Annotated in this window: 26 protein-coding genes; 16 read left to right on the top strand and 10 right to left on the bottom strand. The window is 62.4% G+C overall.

Annotation, left to right across the window (positions count from 1 at the left end):
* Positions 1-49: 49 nt before the first annotated feature.
* The gene (nhaR, locus tag BM193_RS06565; protein WP_092803290.1) at positions 50-964 is read right to left on the bottom strand and encodes a transcriptional activator NhaR; all 915 of its coding nucleotides are present in this window, start codon (positions 962-964) and stop codon (positions 50-52) included.
* Positions 965-1,079: 115 nt separating this feature from the next.
* Between nhaR and BM193_RS06560 the strand changes: the two genes are divergently transcribed.
* From BM193_RS06560 to BM193_RS06540, 5 genes are all read left to right on the top strand, one after another.
* Positions 1,080-2,153, top strand: coding sequence for a DUF475 domain-containing protein (locus BM193_RS06560; protein ID WP_092803293.1), 1,074 nt, complete (start codon positions 1,080-1,082; stop codon positions 2,151-2,153).
* 143 nt (positions 2,154-2,296) lie between these two features.
* The gene (locus tag BM193_RS06555; protein ID WP_092803296.1) at positions 2,297-2,872 is read left to right on the top strand and encodes a TerD family protein; all 576 of its coding nucleotides are present in this window, start codon (positions 2,297-2,299) and stop codon (positions 2,870-2,872) included.
* A gap of 69 nt (positions 2,873-2,941) precedes the next feature.
* Positions 2,942-3,649 carry a TIGR00266 family protein gene (locus tag BM193_RS06550; protein ID WP_092803298.1) on the top strand — a complete coding sequence of 236 codons (708 nt, stop codon included), beginning with the start codon at positions 2,942-2,944 and terminating at the stop codon, positions 3,647-3,649.
* A 39-nt stretch (positions 3,650-3,688) separates the two neighbouring features.
* The gene (locus BM193_RS06545) at positions 3,689-4,270 is read left to right on the top strand and encodes a TerD family protein (RefSeq protein ID WP_092803300.1); all 582 of its coding nucleotides are present in this window, start codon (positions 3,689-3,691) and stop codon (positions 4,268-4,270) included.
* An 80-nt stretch (positions 4,271-4,350) separates the two neighbouring features.
* Positions 4,351-4,569 carry a YqaE/Pmp3 family membrane protein gene (locus BM193_RS06540; RefSeq protein WP_092803302.1) on the top strand — a complete coding sequence of 73 codons (219 nt, stop codon included), beginning with the start codon at positions 4,351-4,353 and terminating at the stop codon, positions 4,567-4,569.
* 70 nt (positions 4,570-4,639) lie between these two features.
* Here BM193_RS06540 and BM193_RS06535 read toward each other — a convergent pair whose 3' ends face one another.
* From BM193_RS06535 to BM193_RS06520, 4 genes are all read right to left on the bottom strand, one after another.
* On the bottom strand, positions 4,640-6,292 hold the full coding sequence (locus tag BM193_RS06535) for a patatin-like phospholipase family protein (RefSeq protein ID WP_092803304.1): 1,653 nt from the start codon (positions 6,290-6,292) through the stop codon (positions 4,640-4,642).
* A 67-nt stretch (positions 6,293-6,359) separates the two neighbouring features.
* On the bottom strand, positions 6,360-8,681 hold the full coding sequence (locus tag BM193_RS06530) for a CPBP family intramembrane glutamic endopeptidase (protein WP_092803306.1): 2,322 nt from the start codon (positions 8,679-8,681) through the stop codon (positions 6,360-6,362).
* Positions 8,681-9,412 (bottom strand): ABC transporter ATP-binding protein, encoded by a 732-nt coding sequence (locus tag BM193_RS06525; protein WP_092803309.1) that lies wholly within the window; start codon positions 9,410-9,412, stop codon positions 8,681-8,683. The genes BM193_RS06530 and BM193_RS06525 overlap by 1 nt, the downstream gene beginning before the upstream one ends.
* Before the next feature lie 83 nt (positions 9,413-9,495).
* Positions 9,496-9,948, bottom strand: a complete 453-nt coding sequence (locus BM193_RS06520) for a hypothetical protein (RefSeq protein WP_092803371.1) — start codon at positions 9,946-9,948, stop codon at positions 9,496-9,498.
* Between the two features lie 178 nt (positions 9,949-10,126).
* On the opposite strand from BM193_RS06520, the gene BM193_RS06515 reads away from it, so the two are divergent.
* A complete protein-coding gene (locus BM193_RS06515; RefSeq protein WP_092803373.1) occupies positions 10,127-10,393 on the top strand; it encodes a hypothetical protein in 267 nt (88 codons plus the stop codon).
* A 90-nt stretch (positions 10,394-10,483) separates the two neighbouring features.
* Here BM193_RS06515 and rpoH read toward each other — a convergent pair whose 3' ends face one another.
* The 5 genes from rpoH to BM193_RS06490 form a co-directional block, all read right to left on the bottom strand.
* Positions 10,484-11,383, bottom strand: coding sequence for an RNA polymerase sigma factor RpoH (rpoH, locus tag BM193_RS06510; RefSeq protein WP_175533181.1), 900 nt, complete (start codon positions 11,381-11,383; stop codon positions 10,484-10,486).
* Between the two features lie 479 nt (positions 11,384-11,862).
* Entirely contained in the window at positions 11,863-12,783 is a 921-nt protein-coding gene (gene ftsX / locus BM193_RS06505) for a permease-like cell division protein FtsX (protein WP_092803379.1), read from the bottom strand.
* The gene (locus BM193_RS06500) at positions 12,780-13,517 is read right to left on the bottom strand and encodes a cell division ATP-binding protein FtsE (protein WP_092803382.1); all 738 of its coding nucleotides are present in this window, start codon (positions 13,515-13,517) and stop codon (positions 12,780-12,782) included. The genes ftsX and BM193_RS06500 overlap by 4 nt, the downstream gene beginning before the upstream one ends.
* A 9-nt stretch (positions 13,518-13,526) precedes the next feature.
* Positions 13,527-14,594 carry a signal recognition particle-docking protein FtsY gene (ftsY, locus tag BM193_RS06495; RefSeq protein WP_092803385.1) on the bottom strand — a complete coding sequence of 356 codons (1,068 nt, stop codon included), beginning with the start codon at positions 14,592-14,594 and terminating at the stop codon, positions 13,527-13,529.
* Positions 14,595-14,748: 154 nt separating this feature from the next.
* The gene (locus BM193_RS06490; RefSeq protein ID WP_092803388.1) at positions 14,749-15,690 is read right to left on the bottom strand and encodes a MerR family transcriptional regulator; all 942 of its coding nucleotides are present in this window, start codon (positions 15,688-15,690) and stop codon (positions 14,749-14,751) included.
* Between the two features lie 205 nt (positions 15,691-15,895).
* Between BM193_RS06490 and BM193_RS06485 the strand changes: the two genes are divergently transcribed.
* The 10 genes from BM193_RS06485 (at position 15,896) to BM193_RS06440 (ending at position 25,598) form a co-directional block, all read left to right on the top strand.
* The gene (locus tag BM193_RS06485) at positions 15,896-17,206 is read left to right on the top strand and encodes an NAD(P)/FAD-dependent oxidoreductase (RefSeq protein ID WP_092803391.1); all 1,311 of its coding nucleotides are present in this window, start codon (positions 15,896-15,898) and stop codon (positions 17,204-17,206) included.
* Positions 17,196-17,993 (top strand): DUF1365 domain-containing protein, encoded by a 798-nt coding sequence (locus BM193_RS06480; protein ID WP_092803394.1) that lies wholly within the window; start codon positions 17,196-17,198, stop codon positions 17,991-17,993. Before BM193_RS06485 ends, BM193_RS06480 begins: the two co-directional genes overlap by 11 nt.
* Positions 17,994-18,061: 68 nt before the next feature.
* Entirely contained in the window at positions 18,062-19,225 is a 1,164-nt protein-coding gene (locus BM193_RS06475) for an SAM-dependent methyltransferase (RefSeq protein WP_092803567.1), read from the top strand.
* Between the two features lie 2 nt (positions 19,226-19,227).
* On the top strand, positions 19,228-19,803 hold the full coding sequence (locus BM193_RS06470) for a chalcone isomerase family protein (protein ID WP_254785913.1): 576 nt from the start codon (positions 19,228-19,230) through the stop codon (positions 19,801-19,803).
* Entirely contained in the window at positions 19,800-21,080 is a 1,281-nt protein-coding gene (locus tag BM193_RS06465) for an MFS transporter (RefSeq protein WP_092803397.1), read from the top strand. Before BM193_RS06470 ends, BM193_RS06465 begins: the two co-directional genes overlap by 4 nt.
* A complete protein-coding gene (locus tag BM193_RS06460) occupies positions 21,068-21,625 on the top strand; it encodes a DUF3833 domain-containing protein (RefSeq protein ID WP_092803400.1) in 558 nt (185 codons plus the stop codon). Before BM193_RS06465 ends, BM193_RS06460 begins: the two co-directional genes overlap by 13 nt.
* Positions 21,622-22,389, top strand: coding sequence for an SDR family NAD(P)-dependent oxidoreductase (locus BM193_RS06455; RefSeq protein ID WP_092803403.1), 768 nt, complete (start codon positions 21,622-21,624; stop codon positions 22,387-22,389). The genes BM193_RS06460 and BM193_RS06455 overlap by 4 nt, the downstream gene beginning before the upstream one ends.
* 14 nt (positions 22,390-22,403) lie before the next feature.
* Entirely contained in the window at positions 22,404-22,847 is a 444-nt protein-coding gene (locus BM193_RS06450; protein WP_092803406.1) for a nuclear transport factor 2 family protein, read from the top strand.
* Positions 22,848-23,823: 976 nt separating this feature from the next.
* Positions 23,824-24,909 carry a porin gene (locus BM193_RS06445; protein ID WP_092803409.1) on the top strand — a complete coding sequence of 362 codons (1,086 nt, stop codon included), beginning with the start codon at positions 23,824-23,826 and terminating at the stop codon, positions 24,907-24,909.
* A gap of 149 nt (positions 24,910-25,058) precedes the next feature.
* A complete protein-coding gene (locus BM193_RS06440) occupies positions 25,059-25,598 on the top strand; it encodes a hypothetical protein (RefSeq protein WP_092803412.1) in 540 nt (179 codons plus the stop codon).
* Positions 25,599-25,620 lie beyond the last annotated feature (22 nt).

The following is a 25,620-nucleotide window of genomic DNA, read 5'->3' as shown; positions in this document are numbered from 1 at the left end:
TACAATCGCTTTTGATTAATTATTCAAACGTTATTTTCGAATGGATTTATCAGCTTTCCTTGTGAATCTTCGGGTGGCCCTGGATGGCGGCCAGGATCACGTCCAGCGCCGGATGCATGATCTTGCGCTCGTTGGAAATGACATAGAACTGTTCGCGCAGGGACGAGGCGTCGCCCACCAGCACGGCGCCGAACTGCTCCTCGATGTCGGCCGCCAGGCTGGCCGAGGCGAAGAACAGGCCCAGGCCCTTGCGGCCAAACGCGTTGAGCATGGCGTTGTCCTCGAACTCGCCCACCACGTCGGGCCGCACGCCTTGCTGCACCATCCATTCGTCGATGCGCCCGCGCAAGGCGTTATTGCGTGCCGGTAGCAGGAACGGCGCGCCGCTCAGGCGGTGCGGGAAGTCCTCGCGGTAGCGCTCGGCCAGCGCGGGGATGGCGAACAGCTTCATGGCGCTTTCTCCCCATAGATGGCTGGACACGCGCAGGCTGGCGCCGGCCGGCACGGCGCGGTCCGTCAAGACCAGGTCCAGCTTGTGCAGGGCCAGGTCGGCCAGCAGGGATTCGAATTCATCTTCCAGGCACACCAGCTTGACGGGCTGGTCCAGGCTGCGCGTGGCGTCGAGCATGCGGTAGGCCATCAGTTTCGGCAGGGAATCGGAAATGCCCACCGTCAGGCGCATCTTTTCCGCGTCGGCATCGGCCAGCGCGTCCTGCATCTGCTCGCCCAAGAGAAAAATCTGGTCCGCGTAGCCCAGCGCCAGGCGCCCCGCTTCCGTCGGCACCAGGCGCCTTCCCTGCGGCTGCAGCAGGGACTTGCCCAGTTCCTTTTCCAGCAGGGCCAGCTGCGTGCTGATGGTTTGCACGGCCAATCCCAGGCGTTCGGCCGCGCGCGTCACGCCGCCTTCCTTGGCGACGACCCAGAAGAAGTACAAATGGCGGTAATTGAAACCGGTGGTTTTCATCGTTGGGGCCTATCTTCTGTTTTTACGAAGTAATGCTTCCATTATCTTCTATTTTTAAATGTGTCACACGTCCCTATACTACGTTCCATTGAATTTGGATAAAGGGGAACTATCGATGAAACATTTCAGAGTGTCATTTCTAGTGACATTTATCTGCCTGGGCATTTCCGCCTGGTGGGGTTACACGCACGGTGGCGTGCAGACGATGCTGGCGGCGCTCGGCATCGCGGTGATCCTGGGCGTGATGGAAGTCTCGCTGTCGTTCGACAATGCGGTGGTCAACGCCTCGGTGCTGAAGAACTGGGACAAGTTCTGGCAAAACCTGTTCCTGGGCGTGGGCATCATCATCGCCGTCTTCGGCATGCGTCTGCTGTTCCCGCTGGTCATCGTGGCGCAAGCGGCGGACCTGGGCTTGCTGGAAGTATGGAATCTGGCACTGAGCAATCCGGAACAGTATTCGATGCACCTGACGAATCACCACGCGGAAGTGGCGGCCTTCGGCGGCATTTTCCTGCTGCTGGTGTTCCTGAACTTCCTGCTGGACTCGGAGAAGGAAACGCACTGGCTGGGCCGTATTGAAGAAAAACTGGGCGCGCTGGGCAAGATTTCGTCGATTTCCGTGATGATCGCGCTCGGTACGCTGATGGTCAGCCTGTCGATGATCGAAGAAGGCCAGAAGCTGGTGGTCCTGACGGCCGGCCTGTGGGGCATCCTGACCTACGTGGGCGTGGATGTGATCAGCGGCTTGCTGGAAGGCGATAACGGCGACGGCAACATGGGCGACATCATCAAGCGCGGCGGTATTGGCGGCTTCCTGTACCTGGAAGTGCTCGACGCCTCGTTCAGCTTTGACGGCGTGATCGGCGCGTTCGCCATCACCAAGGATGTCGTGATCATCATGCTGGGCCTGGCGATCGGCGCGATGTTCGTGCGTTCGATGACGGTGTTCCTGGTGCGCAAGGGCACGCTCGACGAGTTCGTTTATCTGGAACACGGCGCGCACTATGCGATCGGTATCCTGGCCGTGATCATGTTGGTCAGCATGAAGTTCCACATTCCCGAGATCTTCACGGGTCTGATCGGCGTGGCCTTCATTCTCGCCTCGCTGTGGTCGTCGATCCGCCACAAGCGCAGGATGGCCCTGGAAGAAGGCCGGACGGAAGCGCTGGAAGCGGTCAAGGCAGTGTAAAGAAAGCGCGACAAACGACGACACCGGTTTGTCGGCAAGTGGTAGCAAGCGTCGCCGCCGGCCTGGGGAGTCAGGCCGGTGGAGGACGCCAGGTGTTCATTACTACATTAGCTGGACTTTATTTCACATAGGAGAAATACATCATGGCAATCAGTCTGCAAAAGGGCGGCAACGTCAACCTGAGCAAGGAAGCTCCTGGCATTTCGAAAATGATCATCGGCCTGGGCTGGGATGCCCGCGCCACCGATGGCGCCGCGTTCGACATCGACGGGTCCGTCTTCCTGCTGAAGGCCGACGGCAAGGTACGCGCCGACGTCGACATGATTTTCTACAACAACCTGAAGTCGAGCGACGGCTCCGTCACCCACTCGGGCGACAACACCACGGGCGCCGGCGATGGCGACGATGAAACCGTCGTCGTCGACCTGGCCGCGGTGCCAGCCGACATCGACAAGATCGCCGTCTGCGTCACGATTCACGATGCCGAAGCGCGCAAGCAAAACTTTGGTATGGTGTCGAAGGCGTACGTGCGTTGCGTGAATGCCAACGGCAACACGGAAATCGCCCGCTTCGACCTGTCGGAAGACGGTTCGGCGGAAACGGCCATGGTCTTCGGCGAAATCTACCGCAATGGCGGCGATTGGAAATTCAAGGCCATCGGCCAGGGCTACAAGGGTGGCCTGGGTCCACTCGCCGCGTCTTTCGGCGTCGGCGTGTAAGTTGTCAATAAGGCGGTCCGCAGCGCGGGCCGCCGCCATCACCATCATCGTTGAGGAAGGAAGGGGCAGATGCCAGTTTTTACTATTACCGGGGACGTCGACCCGTTCCTGCATGTATCGCTTGCCAAGGGCGAGAAGATTTATTGCGAATCCGATGCGATGGTGATGATGGAAACCAATCTTGAGCTGAAAGGCAAGATGACCGGCGGCATCGGCGCCGCGCTGATGCGCACCTTTGCCAACGGCGAATCGTTCTTTCAGCAGCATATCGAGGCCATGCGGGGCGACGGCGACTGTCTGCTGTCGCCCACCTTGCCCGGCGCGATGCGGGTGCTTGATGTAGGCAATGAGGTCGGCGCCCAGCAATACATGATCAGCGACGGCGCCTTCGTGGCGGCCAGTGCTGGCGTGGAATTGAAGGTGCGCACGCAAAGCCTTGGCAATGCGCTGTTTGCCCAGAGCGGTGGGTTTTTCATCACCGAGACGGCAGGCAGCGGCCAGTTGGCGGTGTCCGGTTTTGGCGCGATGTCGATACTGGAAGTGACGCCTGGCAAGGACGTGGTGATCGATAACGCGCACGTCGTGTGCTGGGACAAGCGCCTGCAATACGAGATTTCCATCACGACCGGCAGCAGCGGCGGCTTTCTGGGCAATTTGATCAATAGCCAGACCAGCGGCGAAGGCATGGTATTGAAATTTTCAGGCACGGGAAAAATCCTCGTGTGCTCGCGCAACCGTGCGGCTTTCCTCGCCTGGACGCAAAGCAAGCCGGCGTAATTAATATTTGATGTAACTAAGCAAACAGGAGCTATGCGTATGTCTGTCAATTTGAGCAAGGGCCAGAAGATTTCTCTGGACAAAGAAGCTGGTACCACCCTTACCCGTATCACCATGGGCCTGGGCTGGGATGCCGTCAAGACCAAGGGTTTCCTCGGTTTCGGTTCGAAGACGGAAGCCGTCGACCTGGACGCGTCGTGCGTCATGTTCGATGAGAACAAGGGCACCTCCGATATCGTCTGGTTCCGCCAGCTGAAAAGCAAGGACGGCAGCATTGTCCACACGGGCGACAACCGCACGGGCGCGGGCGATGGCGACGACGAACAGATCAATGTCGATCTGTCGAAGGTGCCGGCGCACGTGAAAAGCCTGGTCTTCACTGTCAACAGCTTCACGGGTCAGAACTTCTCGCAGGTGGAGAACGCCTATTGCCGCATTTTGAATGCCAGCAATAACCAGGAAATCGCGCGTTTCAACCTGTCTGTGCAAGGTTCCCACACGGCACAGATCATGGCCAAGCTGTACCGCCATAACGGCGAATGGAAGATGCACGCCATCGGAGAAAACGGCAACGGTCGCACCTTTGACGACCTCATGCCGCAAATCTCAGTGCATCTATAAGGAGCAGTACGCAGCGGGCGGGGGACGGACCGGATACCGGCCCTTGTCCGCTGCTCTATATTGAAGGAGAGTATGTCGTGATGCGATTGCTGATAGCCTTGCTACTTCCGTGTCTCACGTTTTTCATGCTGGGGCGCCCGCTGGCCGGTGTCGCCGCCTTGATCATGCAGTGCACTGTGATCGGCTGGGCGCCGGCGGCCCTGTGGGCCCTGTACACGGTGAACCAGCATAAGACGGAGCAGGAACTGGAAGGTGCGTTAAGCCGCAGCTACATGCGCAGGCGTAGTCGGCTGATCTAAATCGGCCGGGCGCCAGGAATCCTTGCGCTAAAGCCCGCACGAGCGATCGTGCGGGCTTTTTTGTGCGCGCTCACTTCTTGCAGCGGATCGGCACATTCACGGAGTTGCCGTCCGAACTCAGGTTGCGGTACTGTAAATCTTCGCTTTCGATGGCGAAGCTGGGCACGGCGTGCACGTAGCGTTGCTTGCAGACGGTGCCGTCATTGATCAGGCCACCTTGCAGCATGTAGTCGCACAGGGCGAAGCGCGATTCCTCGTCGTCGAGGATGAGCACGCGCGCCGCGCTGTACAGGGCCGACTGCAGCACGTCCGGGCTGCAATTTTCCGGCCCCGTCAGCTTCAAGTGGGTCTTGGTTTGCGTGGCCAGGCGCTGCAGTTTGACGAGGGCGGCGCGTTCCTGTTTGCGGGCAAAATCGACCTCGGCATCGTCGCTGGACAGGCGCAGCGCCAGTGAGGCGATTTCATCGATGGAAATATGCCAGGCGAAACCTTCCAGGGTGGTGCGCACCTGGCCCGGCAGGGGATCGGCCGCGTCGATTTCGCAGCGGAACTGGCCCATGTGGGGCCGGCACAGCACGGGAATGGCAAAGGACGAGGTACGCTTGCCTTTGACGAATTTCTGGCTCAGGTCGCCGAAGTTTTCGTGCGTGATGGTATCGAAGCGGGCTTGGCCGAAGCCCATCTTGACGAGGTTTTCCCGGCGCTGGCGCGAGAACAGGGCGTCGACGGCATCGTAGATATTCTTGTTGAAGATGCGGTCCAGCGGTTTGCGTTCATCCGACATCTTTTCAAACACGGCGCTGGAATTGGGCGCGTTGGCATCGATGGAAATGAGGATGAAGGGCTTGCTGTTCAGGCGCGGCGGCACGACAGCCATGTCGTTGCCGTACAGCTGCGTCAGGGCCACGTCCCACAGGGTTTCCACGCCCAGGTTGTCGGCCGCGCCGCCATCGAACAGGTGCACGTACGACGGCGATTCGCGCGACTCGGAACCGAGTTCCGGCACGAAACTGTTTTTCGGCCGGAAGCGCTCGAAGGTGACGGAGTCGAACACGCCGGGAAAGGCGGCCGAGGTGGCCACGGCCGTGGCCAGGCGGATGTCCTGGATGGGCGAATGCAGGGTGTTATAAAAGTATTCGTAAGAAAACACCACGCGCTTGCCGCCATCGGTGGCATCGGTGGCGTTAGCCAGGAAGATGGGGCCGTCATGGGGCAGGTCCTGGTAGGTTTTCTTGTTGTACAGCACATCATCAAACACGTCGGACAGGAAAGACGTGCGGGTCTTGTCCGTCAGCAGCATGGTCGTCAGGTTGGCCGGCTTGAGGATGGTCTGGCTGAAAAAATCCGTTTTCAATTTGCTGCGCAGCAAGGGCCAGTCCGTCCGCTGTCCATGCAAGGCATAGTAGCCGCCCGCGATGGCGCCGCCCGACACGCCGGAGATGGCCGAGGCGCCACTGACGAGGCCGAATTGTTCCAGCTGCTCCAGCGAGGCGGCCGAGAAATTCGCTGCGCGACTGCCGCCGCCGGACAGGGCGATGCCGATGAAGTGCTCGCTGGGCAGCGGGTTCTGGATGCGCGCCTTCGGAGCATCGATGCGCAGGCGCGGCGCTTCCTGCACGGCAAACGTGCTGTTTTCCACGCCGCTGTTGGGCTGCAAGGCCAGTACGGTACAGCCGCTCAGCAGCGCAGCGAGGCAGAGGGGAATGGGCAAGGATGGCTTCATGCGTGATCGGTGCGTAGTCAGGGGGTGGGCGCAGACGCAAAACGTGTGCGATTCTAGCAAATAGGCCTCACTTGCTCAGCTGGAACGCCAGGATGGCCGCGTTATAGCCCGCATGCACGAGCATGGGAGCCAGCAGCGATCCGCTGCGTTCGTACGCGAGGCCCGTGCACAGGCCCAGGACGAACACGGGCAGCATCGACGCGGGAGGATGCACGATGGCAAACAGGGCGGCGGCGATGCCGATCGCTTGCCAGGCCGGCAGCGAACGGCGCAGGCCACCCTGGATCAGGCCGCGGAAAATGAATTCCTCGCACAGGGGCGCGGCCAGTACCGTCAAGCCCAGCAGCCACAGGGCGTTCCACGGGTTGCTGCTCAAGGCCGTTGCCGCGGGCGGCTGCAGCACGAGGGTGTAGGCGATGCCGCAGAGGGCCGACACGGCCGCACCCGCCGCGCCCCAGCGCCACGGTTGCCGGCCTGTTCCGATGCGCGGCACGCCGGCCGTCCTGCTGCGCCAATACACGAGGCGCACCAGCGCATACGTGAGCGCGCCGGCGCCGCCGAAGGCGATGGCCACTTGCGCCAGCGGTGCGGCCACTTCGCCTTTGAGCAGGAGCAAGGCCAGGGTCTGCAAGGTGAAGAACAGCATGGCGGCAAGCAGGCCGTCCGAGGCGGACACCCTGGCCGGCGGCGAAGCGGCCGGGTCGAGCAGGTAGGGCATTTCATCGCGCGCCTTTTGCCACAGGGCTGCGGCCAGCGCCGCCGTCAGCACGACGAAGGCCAGCTGCTGTGCCAGGCTGCCGGCCGCCAGCGCGGCGATGTACAGGCCCGTCAGCAGCATGTACAGATACATATAGGTGGGACGCATCCTGGCTGCCACCTCGGTGGCCAGCGGATCGCTGGCAAACACGCCCAGGGCCACGGCGATGATCGAATACAGGGGAATGCCGGCCAGGGCCAGCAGCATCAGCAGCGCCAGGTCCCACTGCCAGCCGGGCAGCCAGGCCAGCGCCGCGCCAAACAGGAGCGCCGGATACACCAGGGCCAGCACGGCCCACAGCTGCGCCTTCTGGCGCAGCGCCTGTTCGACGGAGACGGGGAAGGTGTACAGCAGCCACAATGCACCGCCTTCCTTGTTGAGCGTCTGGAAAGCCGACATCATCAGCACATAGGTGCCGAGGAAAAAGCCCGTCGCGGCCAGCAGGGCGGGGCTGGCCAGCAGCGCATGCATGTCGCGCGCCTGGCCCGTAAACAAGAACTGGCCGCCGATAATCAGCAGCGGCAACAACAGGGTTTGCACCATGAAGTTACGGTCGCGCATCAGCAGGGTCAGTTCGCGGCGCTGGATTACCGTGCCGAGGCGGGCGAAGCGCGTGCCGGCAGGCAACGCCGCCGGGGCGCTCTTGCGGCTCGCTTCGCGCTGGCCCGCGCCCACCACGCCGTGCCGCAACTGGCGCCGCAGCATGGCCATGCCCAGCAGCATTAGCAGCGCACTTTGCGCCAGCAGCAGGGCGGCCGGCAGCAAGGTGGCGGCGCCGTTGGCATTCAGCAGGCGCACCAGCAGGCCGGGCGGCGTCCAGGCGCTCCAGGCGGGCATGGATGCCGCCCAGTCATAGGCGAAGCCGCCCGTGGCCATGCCAAACGACATGCTCATATACATGGGGAACAGGCCGGCCATCGACAGCAGCGCCTGCAGGTTGCCCAGTTGGGCGGGCGTCAGCGACAGGCGCAAGCCCGTGTCGACCAGGGTGCGCAGCATGGCGGCCAGGGCCAGCAAGACCAGGCTGGCCAACAGCGCGGTGAGCGGCGACAGCCAGCCCTGGCCCGAGTACCAGGCGATCATGGTGGTGCTGGGCCACAAGGCCAGCAAGCCGGCCGGATTGACGATCGTGCGCTCCAGCACACGCGCCCACAGCAAAGTGCCTTTCTCGGCGGGCAGGGTGACCAGCCATTCCAGGTCCCAGTCCGGTTTCGACAGTTCCCCCATGCCCAGCGGCACAAGCACGCTGACCAGCCACAGCAGCATCAATTGCAGGGTCAGGCCGCCCGTCAGCGCCGCGCTGAACGGCGTGTCGATGAGCTGGGCGATGACGGGGTCGAGCAGGCGGCTGTCGGTCTGCATGCTGCCCTTGGCCTGGCAGGCGGCCACCTGGTCGAGCAGGCAATGCAGGTTCAGCAGGCTATGGCGCGCGATATTGCCGAAGGAAAAAAGCATGGGCAGCACCAGCAGCACGCCCAGCAGCCAGCGTCCGCGTTTCTTGCCCGGCGTGGCGGCGCGGCTCTTGGCGCCTTTCTTGAAAGAAAATCCCCTGCCGCTGACGTTGACGAGGCGCTGCAGGCGCAAGCGGGTCAGCAGCCAGACGGCGCGCCAGTTGCCCGGTGACGCGGGCATCACGCGGCAGCCGTTTCGTCGGTGAGTTGCAGGAAAATGTCTTCCAGGCTGCCATCGCTGGACAGTTGCTGGCGGATATCGTCCAGGCTGCCCGTGGCCACCAGTGCGCCGCGGTGGATGATGGCGACCCGGCTGCACAGCTTTTGCGCCATGTCGAGCAAATGCGTGGAGACAAAAATGGTGGTGCCGGCCGCGGCGATGCGCAGCAGGCGTTCCTGCACGTCGCGCGAAGCGCGCGGGTCCAGGCCGTTGATCGGCTCGTCGAGGATCAGCACGGCCGGATCGTGGATCAGCGCGCAGGCCAGGCCCAGTTTCTTCTTCATGCCCAGCGAGTAATTCACGGCGAAATCCTCGCTCGCCTCATCCAGGCCGAATTCCGTCAGCAGGCGCGCCGTGCGCGCGGCCGCCTCGGCGCGCGGATAGCCGTGCATTGCGGCGACGAACTGCAGGATTTCACGGCCCCGCAAATAATCGTAGAAGATGGGATTGTCGGGCAAATAGCCCACCTTGCGCTTGACGGCGGCACCGTCGCGGTGGCAATCGAGGCCATCAATGAGCACGCGGCCGGCGCTGGGCACGAGGATGCCCATCAGCATGCGGATGGTGGTGGTCTTGCCGGCCCCGTTCGGCCCCAGGAAGCCGAAGACTTCGCCTTTGCCCACTTGCAAGGTGAGTGGCTTGACGGCCGCGAAGCTCCCATACTGTTTGGCCAGGCCCTGGAATACGATCATCGTGCTGCCTTAGTGAATGAATCGCACGATGATAACGCCTCAGGCAGGCACCTGCCTAGCATCCGGAAGTTGACGCAGGACAATCACCGTGGCACGGCGTTCTGCGTAATCTTGACCTTGACCCGGTAGGTGGGCTCGGCCGCGTTGAGGGCGGGCGGCGTGGCCGGGTCGACGTCGAGCAGGGTGAACGTCAGGTGGTTGACGGTGACGGAACTGGCGCCGCCGGGCATGGAGTCGGACAGGACGATGTCGGTGGCGCCGGCGCTGTTGAGTAAACTGAAACTGTAGCTGACGTATCCTTTCCACACGCACACGGCGCCCTTGCGGCAGCGGCTGTCGTTGACGCGCTCCAGTTTCAACGTGTCGGTGGCCGTGATGGCCACCTGTTCTCCTGGCGAGAGCACGTGGGTGAGGCTGCGCGGGGTGTTTTCCGCGTCGCCGGCGCTGCCGGCCGCGCCGCAGCCGGCCAGTACGGCCAGGCAGGCGATGAGCAGGGGCAGCAGCAGGGTTCGATAAGGGCGGTTCAGGTAATGCATGCTTTTCCTTTCAGATAGAGCGTCCTCGGCGTGGCGCGCACGCAAGAGATAAAAATGATAATAGCAAATTGATATTTTTCCGGCGCACTCCTGGCGCGCTGCGGATGAATTGATGCGCCGGCCACGCGGCACACCGATTACTGCGTAGAATGGCTGTTTTGAAAATCAGGAAACAACCATGAAAAAAACCGACCTGGCCAAAAGCGATGCCAAGAAACTGATGGGAAAGATGCACGTTCCCGGCGCCGGTGCGTTCGGTAAGGAAGCGGTGGTCATCGACCGCCGCGAACAGCGCAAGCGCGATCAGGCCCTGGGCCTGGTGCCATTCGCCGTCAAGCTCAATAGCGACCTGGTCTTGCAATTGCAGACCCTGGCCAAGGAGCGCGGCGCGGATCTGAACGAGGTAGTCGCCGAGCTGATCACCAAAGGCTTGGCTGCAGCTTAACGGCAGACAATGTTTATCTGTTGATAAACATCAAAGTTGAAAACTAAAAGGCGCCTTGCGGCGCCTTTTTACTGCGGCTCTTGCCGGGTATTACACGTAGGCCGCCAGCGCGCCCTTCATTTTTTTCAGTGCTGCCACTTCGATCTGGCGGATGCGTTCGGCCGACACGCCGAACTCTTCTGCCAGCGCGTGCAGGGTGGCGCCGGAACCGTCGTCGTTGGCCAGCCAGCGCGCTTCGATGATGCGGCGCGAACGGGCATCGAGCTTGCTCAAGGCCGTTTCCAGGCCTTCCGATTGCAGGCGCGTCACTTGTTCCGCTTCCAGCACCTTGGTCGGCTCGCTTTGCTCCGACGACAGGTAGGCGATCGGCGAAAACTTGTCGTCTTCATCGTCGGTCGGCGATTCCAGTGCGATGTCGCGGCCGCTCAAGCGCGTTTCCATCTCGATCACTTCTTCGCGCTTCACGTCGAGCAGCTTGGCCAGCGCATCGATCTGCTTCGGCGTCATCGCATCGAGGCCCGTCTTGTGGCTGCGCAGGTTGAAGAACAGCTTGCGCTGTGCCTTCGTCGTCGCCACTTTGACCAGGCGCCAGTTTTTCAGGATGTACTCGTGCATCTCGGCTTTCACCCAGTGCATGGCGTACGACACCAGGCGCACGCCCTGGTCCGGATCGAAACGTTTCACGGCTTTCATCAAGCCGATATTGCCTTCCTGAATCAGGTCGGCGTGCGGCAAGCCATAGCCCAGGTAGCCGCGGGCAATCGAGACCACCAAGCGCAGGTGCGACAGCACCAGTTCTTGCGCGGCGGCCAGGTCATTTTTTTCACGCAGGCGTTTTGCCAGCGAAATTTCTTCGTCATGGGTCAACATGGGCAGACGGTTCACGGCCGAGATATAGGCGTCGATATTGCCCAGATTGCCGGTGAACCCGAGGCCCAGCGCATTATTTTTGGTCGGAACCAATGCGGACGTTGCGGACATCATAGTCATGTTTTCTCCCTCGTAGTCTTGCTTTGTTCCAGTTGGCCATGTCACGCGACATGGTCCGTTTTTTCGTTCGTTTTTGCGTATTCGGTCTTGCGCTTCGCAGATCGCGGCACCATCTTCATCTGGCGCTCATGGCGGTTCTGCCGTGGTATGTCCCTATATTAGCACTCTCTGCTTGAGAGTGCCAATCGGCACATTTAATCGTCCCGATAGCCTAAATACTATGGCGATTTACTAGTTGATACCTTATCTGAAAGACGCCGCCAGGGCGCATGGTGACTGCCGCGTGCAGTGTCCGGCGCTTGCCGCCAGACCCACGCGCTTTTTCATTTCAACAGACATAGTCTACGGCCGCAAGCTGAAGCGAGCCTTAAGAATACTTGCTAAATGTCAAGATAATCGCAGTATGGGGCGAATAGTAAAAAAACAAGGACCAGTAGGACGCATGGCGGCACCGCTGGCGCCGCCATGGGGAAGGAAGGTCAGTTCAGGCGCGCCAGGTGGCGCTGTACGCAGAGGAAGGCGCCGATCAGGCCCAGGCTGGCGCTGACGGCCAGCAGACCCGCCATCGGCAGCGGCGCCAGCGGCACCAGCTGGAATTCGGACGCGTACAGGCGCGCAAACTCGGCAATCGCCGTATTCAGCGGCTGCAGGGCCAGCGCCACGGCGCCCAGGGCCAGCGCGCCCGCGCACAGGCCCAGCAGGGCGCCCGTGTAATAGAAGGGGCGATGGATGAAGGTGTCCGTCGCGCCGATCAGTTTCGAGATGCTGATTTCATCGCGCTGCTGCATCACTTGCAGGCGGATGGTGTTGAAGACCACGGCGATGACGGCCACGCCCAAAGTGATCGCCAGCAGCAGCAGCACCAGGCGCAGCACGCCCAGCAGGGCCGCCAGGCGCTTGACCCAGGCCGAGTCGACCTGCGCCGATTCCACGCCGGGCAGGTGGCGCAACTGTTCCGCCACCGCATCGACATCCTGCGCTTCGCTGGCGCTGTTGAAGGCATCGAGCTTCAGCACATAGCTGTCCGGCAGGGGATTGTCGCCCAGGGTGCTCAGCACGTCGGCCAGGCCGCTCTTGTTTTTCAGCGAATCGAGCGCCTGTTCGCGCGGCACGAAGACGATCTTGGCTTTCTGGTCATGCACGATCTTGCGCATCTCGCCGGCCAGGGCCACGGCTTGCTCTCGCGGCGTGTCGATCTTCAGGAAGATGCTGATTTCCGGGTCGACCGACATCTGTTCGGACATCGGGCGCACGTTGTCGAGCATGGTCAAGCCGGCGAACGGCAGCGACAGGGCGATGGCGACGACGACGACGTTCAATAAAAAGCCGCCTGGAGACTTGCGCAGATGAATCAGCGCCGAGCCCAGCGCGAAGCGGTGTTGACGGAACCAGCCTCTCATGCGCGTTCTCCTTCGCCGTCATCGGGTCCGGGGGCGAAATCGGGATCGGGCGGGGCGAAGACGGGCGCCTGAGTCGCCTTGTCGATGGCCACCAGCTGGCCGTTTTTCAGGTGGATCACGCGGGCGGCGGCATCGAGCATCTGTTCGTCATGGCTGGAAATGAGGCAGGTCACGCCCACCGAATGAAACGCTTTCAGGGCGTCGAGCACCTTGTTGGCGCTGGCGCGGTCCAGGTTGGCCGTCGGTTCGTCGGCCAGGATGATCTGCGGCCGGTTGACGATGGCGCGCGCGATCGACACGCGCTGCTGTTCGCCGCCCGACAGCGATAGCGGACGCGCCATGGCGCGGTCCAGCAGGCCGACTTTATCCAGCGCGGCGCGCGCGCGCTGCTCGGCGGCCACCTTGTGCGCGCCGACGACGAGCAGCGGCAGCATGACGTTGGCCAGGATGGAGCGGTCGTTGAGCAGTTTTTGCTGCTGGAAGATCAGGCCCATGTTGCGGCGCAGGAAGGGCACCCCGGCCGGCTTGATCTTCGCCATGTCCTGGCCATTGACGATCAGCTTGCCCGACGTGGGGCGTTCCATGGCGGCGATCATTTTCAGCAGGGTGGATTTGCCGGCGCCCGATGGGCCCGCTAAAAACACCAGTTCGCCTTTGGCAATATTCAGCGAAATGTCGCTGAGCGCCACTGCGTCGGGGGAGTATTGCTTGGAGACGTGCTGAAATTCAATCATGTAGGTAGTTTATCCGAGCAGCGCTTCGACAAATTCGGCAGCCACGAAGGGCTGCAAGTCTTCAATTTTCTCACCGATGCCGATGAAATATACGGGCACGGGCCGCACGCGGGCGATCGCCGCCAGCACGCCGCCCTTGGCGGTTCCGTCCAGCTTGGTGATCACCAGGCCGCTCAGCTGCAGGGCATCGTCGAAGGCCTTCACTTGCGTCAGGGCGTTCTGGCCCGTGTTGCCGTCGATGACGAGCAGGGTTTCATGCGGCGCGCCCTCCATGCCCTTGCCGATCACGCGCTTGATTTTCTTCAATTCTTCCATCAGGTGCAACTGCGTCGGCAGGCGGCCCGCCGTGTCGACCATCACCACGTCGATGCCGCGCGCCTTGGCCGACTGCACCGAGTCGTAGGCCACGGCGGCCGGATCGCCCGATTCCTGCGAAATCACGGTCACATTGTTGCGCTCGCCCCACACCATCAGCTGCTCGCGCGCGGCGGCGCGGAAGGTGTCGCCCGCGGCCAGCAGCACGGACTGCTGGTTCGACTGCATGTGCTTGGCCAGCTTGCCGATGGTGGTGGTCTTGCCGGCGCCATTCACGCCGGAAATCATCATCACCAGCGGCTTGTGGCGGCCCAGCTCGAAGCGCTTTTCCAGCGGCAAGAGCAGCTCGATGAGCAGCACTTTCAAGGCGGCCTTGACGGCGGCGGCGTCGAGCAGCTTGTCTTCCTTGACCTTTTTCTTCAGTTCCGTGAGCAGGAATTCGGTGGCGTCGATGCCCGCGTCGGACATCAGCAGCGCCGCTTCCAGCTCTTCGTACAGGGCGTCGTCGATCTTCGCGCCGACAAACAGCACGGACAAGGTATTCGAGGTTTTCGACAGGCCCGCCTTCAGGCGCGTCATCCACGATTTTTTCTCGGGTTCGGCGGCCACGATCACGGGCACCAGTTCGGCCGGCGCGCCGCTCAAGGGAGCGGCTGACGGCGCCGATGCGGGTGCGGCAGGCGGCGTGGCGGCGGGGGGGACGAGGGACTCGGCTGGCGTGGCCTCGGGGGCGACGGGTTTTTTCTTGAAGAAACTAAACATGGATATGTGGTGGCGGGTGCTGACCTTAGGCCCGGCGGCGCCGGACACTGTTGATCCGGCTATTCTACCAGAGCGCGCCCGGCGCTTCATGCTTTACTGTTCGATTGGCAACATTGCGCAGGTATCCACGGAGATCGCCGCAGTTCCAGCGCGTTTAATGCGTTTGCAAGGCGTCGGCCTGATGCCGGCGGCGCCAGTCGGCGATGCTTTCCTCGACCTGGCGCAAGTCCAGCACGTGCAAAAACGCCGGCGGACGGCGCGCCAGGGCAGGGCTGCGTCCGCCGGCCCACAGTTCCATGCCGGGCGCCAGGCTCGCATGCAGCTGCTGCAGGCTGTCGCGCGTTTGCCGTTCCTTGCTGGCGCTGGAAAACGACAGCGCCACGATATCGGCCCGCTGCGCGCGGGCGGCCGCGACGATATCGGTCAGCGGCGTTTCCACCCCCAGCGACATGCACTGCGCGCCGGCCGCCACGCACAGCGCCTCGGCCATCAGCAGGCCCAGGCCATGGCGCTCCTGCGGCAGGGTGCTCAGGACGATGCGCGGCGTGCGGGTGCTGGGGCTGCTCGCTTGCGGCATGGAAAAAATCGCATGGCGCATCACCGTCTGCAGGGTTTCGCTATACAGGTGTTCTTCATACACGGCCAGCTCGCCGCAGGCCCACGCTTCGCCCACCATGCCGGTGAGGGGGGCGATGACGTCGATGGTGAAGGCCTTCAGGCCCAGCACCGCCAGCGCCTGGCGCAAGGCGCCGCCCAGTTCCGCCATCCGGTGGCCGCGGCACAGGGCCAGGTAATGCTCCAGTTGCGCCGGTGCCCGCCCGGGCGCGCTGGGGCCCGTGCCGGCCAGTTGCTGCAACTGGGCGGTGCTGTGCTGCATGATTTTCCCGGGACGAAAACCCAGGTCCAGCAAGCGCTTGACCATGCGCAGTTTTTGCACCTGCTCGGCAGGATAGCTGCGCTCGCCAAAGGCGTCGCGCTGCGGCTGGGGAAAGGCGTAGCGGCGCTCCCAGACACGCAAGGTTTCCTTGGCCAGCCCGGTGTCGCGTTCGACATCGCTGATGCTGAAGGCGGGAGAGGGTTGCAGGTCAGTATCCATACCAGGGGGGCTTTGCTCGCTTGCAGAAGAACGTGGCATGCATTTTACGCCTTCCGCTGCCCCGTACCAAATAGCTGAATCCGATTGGAAATTGCCGACGTATAAGTTTGTGAACGGCCGTGGGCGCTCATTGACATAAATCAATATTTCATCGATTATCCATGAGGCTCGTTTTGTCCAGGACAAACTTAACACAGGTGCATTCATGAAAATTGCCGTCGTCGGAGCAGGAATCGCAGGACTGTCGTGTGCCTATCGGCTGGCGCAGGCGGGCCAGGACGTCACGCTGTACGAGGCAGGGGAATATTTCGGCGGCCACAGCCATACGGTCGATGTCACGCTCGATGGCGTCACGCATGGCGTCGATACGGGCTTTCTCGTGTTTAACCACACCACCTATCCGAATCTGGTGCAACTGTTCGATGAACTCGGTGTCGAGGCGGCCGACAGCGACATGTCGTTTTCCGTGAAAATGCCGCTGGGTACCGCGTCCGATGCCCGCGTGCTGGAATGGGCGGGCGCCAATTTCGATACCGTGTTCACGCAGCGCAGCAACCTGCTGCGTCCCGCCTTCCTGCGCATGTTGCGCGACATCCTGCGTTTCAACCGCCAGGCCAGCGCCCTGGCCATGGCGAGCTTGCCGGCGCCGGCCATGTCGCTGGGCGAATTCCTCGACCTGCACAATTATGGCGACGAATTCCGCCACTGGTATCTGTTGCCGATGGCTGCCTGCATCTGGTCGTGCCCGGCGCGCCAGATGCTGGCTTTTCCGCTGGCCACCTTCATCCGCTTTTGCCACAACCATGGCTTGCTGCAGGTCAGTGACCGGCCCCAGTGGCGCACGGTGCGCGGCGGCTCGCGCGAGTATGTGAAGAAATTGCTGGCGGGCATTCCGCAGCAGCGCCTGGCCTGCCCCGTGCTGGGCGTGCGCCGCCAGCCGCACGGCGGTGCGCGCATGGTCGAGCTGCACACGGCGGCCGGCATCGAGCATGTCGACCATGTCGTGCTGGCCTGTCATAGCGACCAGTCGCTGGCCCTGCTGACAGACTTGCGCGACGACGAGCGCTCCGTGCTCGAAGCCGTGCGCTACCAGCCGAACCGGGCCGTGCTGCATACGGATGCGTCCTGCCTGCCGCTGCGGCGCAAGGCGTGGTCGGCCTGGAATTACCAGGGCCGGCCGGCCGCGGAAGGCGAGGCGCCGCAAGTGTGCGTGCATTATCTGCTGAACCAGTTGCAGCCCTTGCCGTTCGCCACGCCGGTCATCGTCTCGCTCAATCCGCTCGACGAGCCCGCCCCGGCGTCCATCATCGACGAGTTTTCCTATGCCCACCCCGTGTTCGATGGCGCGGCCATTGCCGCCCAGGCGCGCCTGGCCGGTTTCCAGGGCGCGCAGCATACGTGGTTCGCGGGTGCCTGGACGGGTTACGGTTTCCATGAAGATGGCTTGAAGTCGGGCCTGGCCGTGGCACAAGTGCTCAATGGCATGGCGGCGGCGGAGCTGGGCCATGCCGCGTGATCCGGCGCAACCGGCCCTGGCGCAGCCCCAGCTGTGCCTGGGACTGGTGCGCCATGCGCGGCAGCGTCCGCGCGCGCATGCCTTCAGTTACGGCATGTTTTATCTGCGCCTGCCCTTGCGCAGCATGGGCGCGCAGGATTTCCCCGCCCGGCTGATCTCGCGCAACCGCGCCAACGCGCTGTCCTTCCGCGACAGCGACCATGGCGATGGCGCGACGCCGCTGCTGGAGTGGATCGATGGCGTGCTGCGCCAGCATGGGGTGACGGATGCCAGTGGCGAAATCTGGCTGCAAACCATGCCGCGCATGTTTGGCTATGTCTTCAACCCCGTGAGTTTCTGGTTTTGCCACCGTCCCGATGGCGCGCTGCGCGCCGTGCTGTGCGATGTGCGCAATACCTTTGGCGAACGCCATCTGTACCTGCTCGACCACGGCGCGCCGATCGCCTATGGCAGCGAGCTGCGCGCCAAGAAGATTTTCCACGTCTCGCCGTTTTGCAAGGTGGAAGGGCAGTACCGCTTCCGTTTCCTGCGCAACAGTGACAAGGCCGGCGAGCGCCACTTGGCCAAGGTCGATTACGACGACCTGGACGGTCCGTTGCTGCAGACGAGCCTGTCCGGCACTGCGCGGCCCCTGCGCGACGCCGTCATCGCGCACGCCTTGCTGCGCTATCCCCTGATGACCTTTGGCGTGATGGCGCGCATCCACTGGCAAGCCTTGCGCCTGTGGCTGCGCCGCGTGCCGTTTTTCAGCAAACCCCTCCCCCCACAAGAAAAGGTGTCCCGATGAGCTCCGATTCCCTGCCGACCGGCTTGCAGGCGCGCGCCAGCGCTTATTCCGATCACACGCATCTGGACATGCCCGCTGCGGCGCGCATGATCCTGCGCCTGCTGCACAAGCTGCAATACGGTGCCTTGCGCCTGCGCACGCCAGACGGCAGCGTCCTGCTGTATGGCGACGGGGGCACGCCTGTCACCCTGGACTTGCACAACTGGCGCCTGTGTGCGGCCGTGTTGCGCTCGGGGGACATCGGCTTTGCGGAAACGTTTATCGCGGGCGACTGGCGCACGGACAATTTGCCGGGCTTGATCGAATTGATGATACGCAACCGCGCGCAGATCGAATCGCTGATCTACGGCAACTGGTGGGGCAATTTGATCTACAAGGCCCGTCACTTGCTCAACCGCAATTCGCGCGCGGGCAGCAAGAAGAATATCCACGCCCATTACGACATCGGCAATGCCTTTTACCAGCTGTGGCTGGACCCGTCGATGACGTATTCGAGCGCCCTGTTTTCCCAGGGCGCCAGCCTGGAGCAGGCGCAAGGGGCGAAATATGCGCGCATCGCCGGCCAGCTGCAACTGCCGCCCGCTGCGCGCGTGCTGGAAATCGGCTGCGGCTGGGGCGGTTTCGCGGAAACGGCGGCGCGCGATCACGGCGCCCACGTGACGGGTTTGACCCTGTCCACCGAGCAACTCGCGTATGCGCGCCAGCGCCTGCAGGCTGCCGGGCTGGCAGCGCAGGCCGATCTGCAGCTGTGCGACTACCGCGACAGCGCCGGCCAGTATGACGCCATCGCCTCGATCGAGATGTTCGAAGCCGTGGGACAACGCTACTGGCCCGGCTATTTCGCCTGCGTGGCGCGCAACCTGAAGCGGGGCGGCCGCGCCTGCATCCAGACCATCGTCATCGCCGATGAATTGTTCGAGCGCTACAGCAAGAGCACGGATTTCATTCAGCAGTACATTTTTCCAGGCGGCATGCTCCCTTCGCCGGCCGAATTTCGCCGCGCCGCCGAGGCGCAAGGATTGCGCGTGGTGGACGCCTTCAGCTTCGGCCTCGACTATGCGGAAACCTTGCGCCAGTGGCGCGCCAGTTTCCTGGCCCAGCGCGTGGCGCTGGAACGGCAGGGCTTCGATGGCCGCTTCCTGCTGACCTGGGAGTTTTACCTGGCGTATTGCGAGGCCGCCTTCGAGGCACATAATACGGACGTGATGCAATTTACCCTGATCAAGGAGTGACCATGCAAGGAGTGACCATGCGCCGTGTGCTGACCCTGTGTTTGCTTTCACTTGCCATGCTGGGCGCCGCCCGGGCGGCGGCGCCTGCCGCGCCTGCCTTTATCGCTGTCGATGTGCCCGAAGCGCGCCTGGCGGGCGAGGGCGACTACACATGGTTCGGCATGCGCATTTATCGGGCGCAATTGTGGGTGGGACCGCTGGGCTACCAGGGCGCGGCGTCCGACACGGCGCCGTTCGCGCTGGAACTGCGCTATGCGCGCGCGCTCGACGGCAAGAAGATCGCTGAAGCCAGCTACGAACAGATGCAAAAGCTGGCCGTGGGCACGGAGCCGCAGCGCCTGGCCTGGTTGCAGACGATGCAGCGCATCTTCCCGGACGTCAGGGAAGGCCAGCGCATCGCGGGCGCCTACCGGGCCGGCATCGCGCCCGGCGTACGTTTTTACCTGGATGGCCATGCGCTGGCTGATGTGCCCGACGGCGATTTCGCGCGCGCCTTCTTCGCCATCTGGCTCTCGCCTGCGTCGACGGCGCCGAAGCTGCGCAGCGCGCTGTTGCAGGATGCGGCGCCGCTGCCATGAAGGCGCAGGCCGGCACGCTGAACTTGGCCGCCTTGTTCAGCTATGGCCTGTTCGGCTTGCCCCTGGCCATGCTGGCGCTGCCCATCTATATCTATGTGGCGCCTTTTTATGCCCAGCGCAGCCGTCTCGATCTGGCGCAGATCGGCGCCGTGCTGCTGGCAGCGCGGGTCGCCGCCGCCTTCATCGACCCGGCGCTGGGCGCGTGGATGGCGCGCAAGGGACGCGCGTATGCGGTGCTCATCGCCATGTCGCTGCCTTTGCTGCTGCTGGGTTTTGGCGCCCTGTTTCATCCACCGGCCTTGCCCGAGGCGGCCACCCTGGCCTGGTTTCTCGCTGCCTTGCTGCTCGTCTATGCGGCATTTGGCCTGGCCAGCATCGCCCACCAGAGCTGGGGCGCCGCGCTGACGCAGGCGCCGGCGCAGCGCGTGCGCGTGACGGCCGTGCGCGAAGGGTGCGGTTTGCTGGGCGTGATCGTCGCGGCGGGACTGACGTCCGTGTCCGGCTATGACGGCCTGTCGCTGGCCTTTGCCGCCTGCCTGCTGGCGGCGGGCGCGCTGCTGCTGGCGCGCGCGCCGCGTCCGCTGATGCGCGCCGCCGACAACGCGCCGCCGCCCGGCACCTGGCGCCTGCCATTGCGCCAGCGTCCTTTCCGCTGGCTGTTTGCCGTCCTGCTCGTCAATGGGGTGGCGGCCGCCATCCCCGCCACCCTGTTCCTCTTCTTCGCCAGTGACTACTTGCGCCTGGGCCATTACGCCAGCCCTTTCCTGATCGTCTATTTTTGCGCGGCGGCCGCCTCGATGCCCGCATGGGTGGCGCTGGCGCGCCGCTTTGGCGAGGCGCGCGCCTGGGGCGGGGCCATGCTGCTGGCCGCGTCCGTGTTTGTCTGGGCCTATGGCCTCGATGCGGGCGGTGCCTGGGGGTTTGCGGCGATTTGTTTATTGTCAGGACTGGCGCTGGGCGCCGACCTGGCCTTGCCTCCGGCCCTGCTGGCGGGACTGATCGCCGCGGCCGGCCATGCCGGTAGGCAAGAGGCCGCGTATTTCGGCTGGTGGAACTGGGGCGTGCAGATGAGCCTGGCCTTGGCGGCCGGCATCGCCTTGCCCTTGCTGGGGTGGCTAGGATATGTGCCGGGAGCGGGCGGTGGCTTGCCGGCCTTGTCGGCCACTTACGCCTTGCTGCCCTGCGCCCTGAAACTGCTGGCGGCGCTGCTGCTGTGGCGGGCGCCCCTGCAACATATATATAGTCAACCTGTGGAGAATCGCGCATGCGCCTCATGACCTTTTGCAAACGCAGTGCCCTGGCAGCGATGCTGCTGGCGCTGGCCGCCTGCTCCACGCCGCCCACGCCGGCCACCTACGCGCAGGAAGAGCCCAAGCTCGATCTGCAGCAGTATTTCAATGGCACGCTTGACGCGCACGGCATCTTCCAGGACCGCGCGGGCAAGGTGGTCAAGCGCTTCACGGTGGTGATGCGGGCCAGCTGGCAGGGCGATACGGGCACGCTGGACGAGGATTTCACGTATGCGGATGGCAGCAAGCAACGCCGCGTCTGGACCTTGCGCAAGACGGCGCCGGGGCGCTTCATCGGCACGGCGCCCGACGTGATCGGCGTAGCCATCGGCGAAGTGGCGGGCAATGCGCTGCGCTGGCAATATGTCCTGGCCTTGCCCGTCGATGGCACCGTGTACCACGTCGACTTCGAGGACTGGATGTTCCTGATGGATGACAAGGTCATGCTGAACCGCGCCGCCATGAGCAAGTTCGGCTTCAGCCTGGGCGCCGTCACCCTGTCGTTCAACAAACGTCCACAGGCCGCCCCATGAACGGCAAGATCAGCAACTGGGCCGGCAAGCACGTTTGGATCATCGGCGCTTCCAGCGGCATCGGCGCCGCCTGTGCCACCTTGCTGCTGGAGCAGGGGGCCTGCGTGGCCCTGTCGGCCCGCCACCGCGCCAGCCTGGAGCAATTGTGCGAAGGGCAGCCGCTGGCGCTGGCCTTGCCGCTCGATATCACCCAGCCTGCCCAGCTGCGGGCGGCGGGCGCGCAATTGGCGCAGCAATGGCGGCATATCGACCTGATACTGGTGGTGGCTGGCGGTTATCAAGCCATGCGCGCCGACGATTTCGACCTGGAGGCGGCGCAAAGCCTGCTGGCCCTGAATGTGGGCGGCATCTTCAATTGCCTGGACGTGGCGCTGCCGTGGCTGCTGCGCCAGGGACGGGGCGGCATCGGCATCGTCGCCTCGGTGGCCGGCTACGGCGGCTTGCCGAAGGCGCTCGCGTATGGCGCCAGCAAGGCGGCCCTGATCAACCTGACGGAGTCGCTGTATCTCGACCTGCATCGGCGCGGCATTGATGTGTATCAAATCAACCCTGGTTTTGTCGCCACGCCACTGACGGCCGGCAATGACTTCACCATGCCTGCCCTGATGACGGCGCCGGATGCGGCCGCCGCCATGCTCGATGGCATTGCGCGGGGGCAGTTCCACATCCATTTCCCCAAACGTTTTACCAATACCTTGCGGCTGGCGCGGCTGCTGCCCTACCGCGCCTATTTTTGGCTGATCCGCAAGGTCACGGGCCTATGAATCAGGAGTCGAGCATGCAGCAGACGGAGGAGATGGCGGGTGCGCTGGCGCGCCTGGCGGCGTTTTATGAACACCTGAGCCTGGAAAGCCTGGCCCAGCTGGGCGCCGTGTATGCGCCGGATGCTCACTTCAAGGACCCGTTCAACGAGGTGCGGGGCCATGCCGCCATCCTGGCCATCTTTGAACACATGTTCGTGCAGGTGGATGCGCCACGTTTTATCGTGCTCGACAGCATGGGGCAGGGCAGTCAAGCGTTCCTCACCTGGGAGTTTCGCTTCCGCATGAAACGCCGCGTTTCCGGCGAACAGTGCATACGGGGTGCCACGCACGTGCGTTTCGATGCACAGGGCAGGGTGGTCTTGCACCGCGACTATTGGGATGTGGCCGAGGAATTGTATGAAAAGTTGCCCCTGCTGGGCGCTTTCATGCGCATGCTCAAGCGCGCCAGCCGGCGCTAGCGCCGATCTTTTATGCTTTTAAGCAAAAAATGGACAAAAGAAAAAGTAAATACTGCGGTTTGGCGCCGTAAAAAACTTGATCTCTGTCAATGTGTCGTTTTTATGACACAAATATGTCGAAATATTGAGAAGGCAACATTGTAAGAAATTGTTTCAAGTGATGCGGAATTTGCAAGCAATAGTCGTCCTCGGCGTTTTCATAACGGCATCTATTGCGCCACCTGACCAGCCTGGAAAACATTTCTGTGATGGCAATTTAAATTACCGAAGAGTCAGTAATTGCGTTATCACTCTGCCTATTTTTCCAGCACCTGCGCCGACGCCGGAAATACGCGCTACGCCCCTGAATCATGCGGCAGCGCACCAAAACGGGGCGTCGGATTCCCCGTTTTCGGGCCTGCCACAGCAAACATCGGCGATGCGGTGTATGCTTCGTTCCGTTTATCCATTATCACCTTACAAATTGTGCGCTTTGTCGCGTAAGTCGTGGACGGAAAATGATGGGTAAAGCATGTTGATGTTTTAATCACACGCCTGATACTGTTGCGCTAATACAACGGGTGTCAACAAGCCATGCGCTATGATGGAATGGTCAATCAGGCCAATGCATTGGTTGGCAAGGGGCACTGGCTCTGTCGCGCAGTACGGTTGGCGATGGTCGGGATGCCTGCAAAAGCCCTCGGCCTGGTACCGGAAGTAACATGTTGGAACTTGATGGAATGTGAAACGGTCGTTATAGTGCCGCTTCCGGTGCCCTTTGAGCACCCGAAACGGCGCACGAAAATACGGTCGTTATGCAGCCTTCAAGCTTATCGGTGCAATAGCGTGCCGATACCGATATGAATTGTTCCCCTGACCGGAACAGCAATGTGGCAGGTGGAGACCTTGCCCTCACTCATAAAAAGCGCTCTGTTAGAGCGCAGCTCGAGATGCATAGGCTGTATTACTTTTTGCTTCAAAATTAAAGGAAATCGCAATGAAAAAAACTCTGATCACCCTGGCAGTCCTGGCAGCAGCCACTGGCGTAGCCCAAGCTCAATCGAGCGTTGTTATCTACGGTACCGTTGACGCTGGTTTCGTCAGCGAGCGCGGCGGTGTTAACGGCAACGTTAACAAGCTGGACAGCGGCGTTGCTTCGGCTTCCCGTATCGGCTTCAAAGGCACCGAAGATCTGGGCAGCGGCCTGTCGGCACTGTTCGTTCTGGAAACGGGTTTTAACGTTGACAACGGTACGCAAGACAAAGCCGGTTCGATCTTCAACCGTCAAGCTTACGTTGGCCTGAGCAGCAAAACGACCGGTAGCCTGACCCTGGGTCGTCAATACACGCCTTGGTACAACACCCTGTCGAAAGTTGCTGATCCATTCGCAGCTGGCTACGCTGGTTCCGCCAAGAACTTGTTCACGTCGAACACCCGCACCAGCAACACCGTGCTGTACACCTCGCCAAACTTCAACGGCTTTGACGCTGACGTGGCTTACACCTTCGGCGAAAACGCTGAGTCGAACAAAATCGGCCGTCAAATCGGCGCGTCGGCTGGCTACTCGAACGGTCCTTTGAACGCTCGCTTTGCTTACAACAACACCGACAACACCCAGTTCCAAATCGGTAGCGCACGTAACTACCTGCTGGCAGCTAACTACGATTTCGCAGTTGCTAAAGCTTACGTCGCTTACGGCGTGAACAAAGGCTACAACAGCATGATCGCTAACAACGCCGTACAAAATGCTAACGGTTCGTTCTCGACCCGTAACGCATTCGGCGGTACCGATGCTGCATTCAGCCGCGATAGCAACAACATCCTGGTTGGCGCAACCGTACCTGTTGGCCCAGCTGGCACCGTGATGGCTTCGTTCATCCGCACGAACGACAAAGACGCAACCAATGCTGACGCTGATCAATGGGCACTGGGTTACTCCTACGCTCTGTCGAAGCGCACGAGCACCTACGCTTCGTACGCCAAGATCAAGAACAAGAACGGCGCTGGCTACACCGTTGGTAACAACAGCAATGTTGGTACGGGCGACAAAGCCTTCAACGTTGGCGTTCGTCACTCGTTCTAATATTCGCGCAAGCGAAGCTTAGTACCGCTGCAGGCATCCCTTCGGGGATGTCTTGAAGCAAAAAACGCGTCTCCAGGCTAGTCCTGGCGGCGCGTTTTTGCATGGGCACGCCAGTTATAATGTTGCCGTTACTAAAGTAAAGGAATGCCATGAATTCATTCAAATCGCCGCGCCTGGCCGCCCTGCTGGCCGCGCTGCTGCTGGCCGGCGCCACGGGTGCCGCCATTGCCGCGGCCAAGGGCAAGAAGCCTGCCGGCCTGGAGCGCTATGGCGTGGCCGTCTACTCCGACCTGTGCCTGCAGAAGGATAGCGGCGAGATCGGCGGCCAGCGCGTGACCCTGCACCGCTTTGCCGAAGCCGATTCCGTCATCTATGAATTCACGGCTGGCGCCCTGAGCTGGCCCATCGTGGCCAGCGACGTCAACCTCGATGCCGCCACGGGCGCCTTCGACTTCACCATCGCCGGCGCCGACAGCGAAGAGCGCACCATCGTCGGCAAGTTTTCCAAGGATGGCCAGACCCTGACCCTGGAAGGCGATTACTGCGGCGGCAATGTGCGCATGCCGATGAAACTGAGCCGCGTGCGCGATTTCGGCCGCCCCTTGAAGACGTGCACGCCATGTCCGCCCATGCCCGAGGCGCCCGCGCCGGTGCCCGCGCAGGATGGCGCCGAGGCGCCCGCCGCGTAGTCAATGTCGTTGTCGTGATATG

The organism is Janthinobacterium sp. 344, from assembly GCF_900112025.1.
Lineage (GTDB): Bacteria > Pseudomonadota > Gammaproteobacteria > Burkholderiales > Burkholderiaceae_D > Janthinobacterium.
The sequence above is the reverse complement of the archived record's forward strand: the minus strand, read 5'-3'. Positions and strand labels throughout refer to the sequence as shown.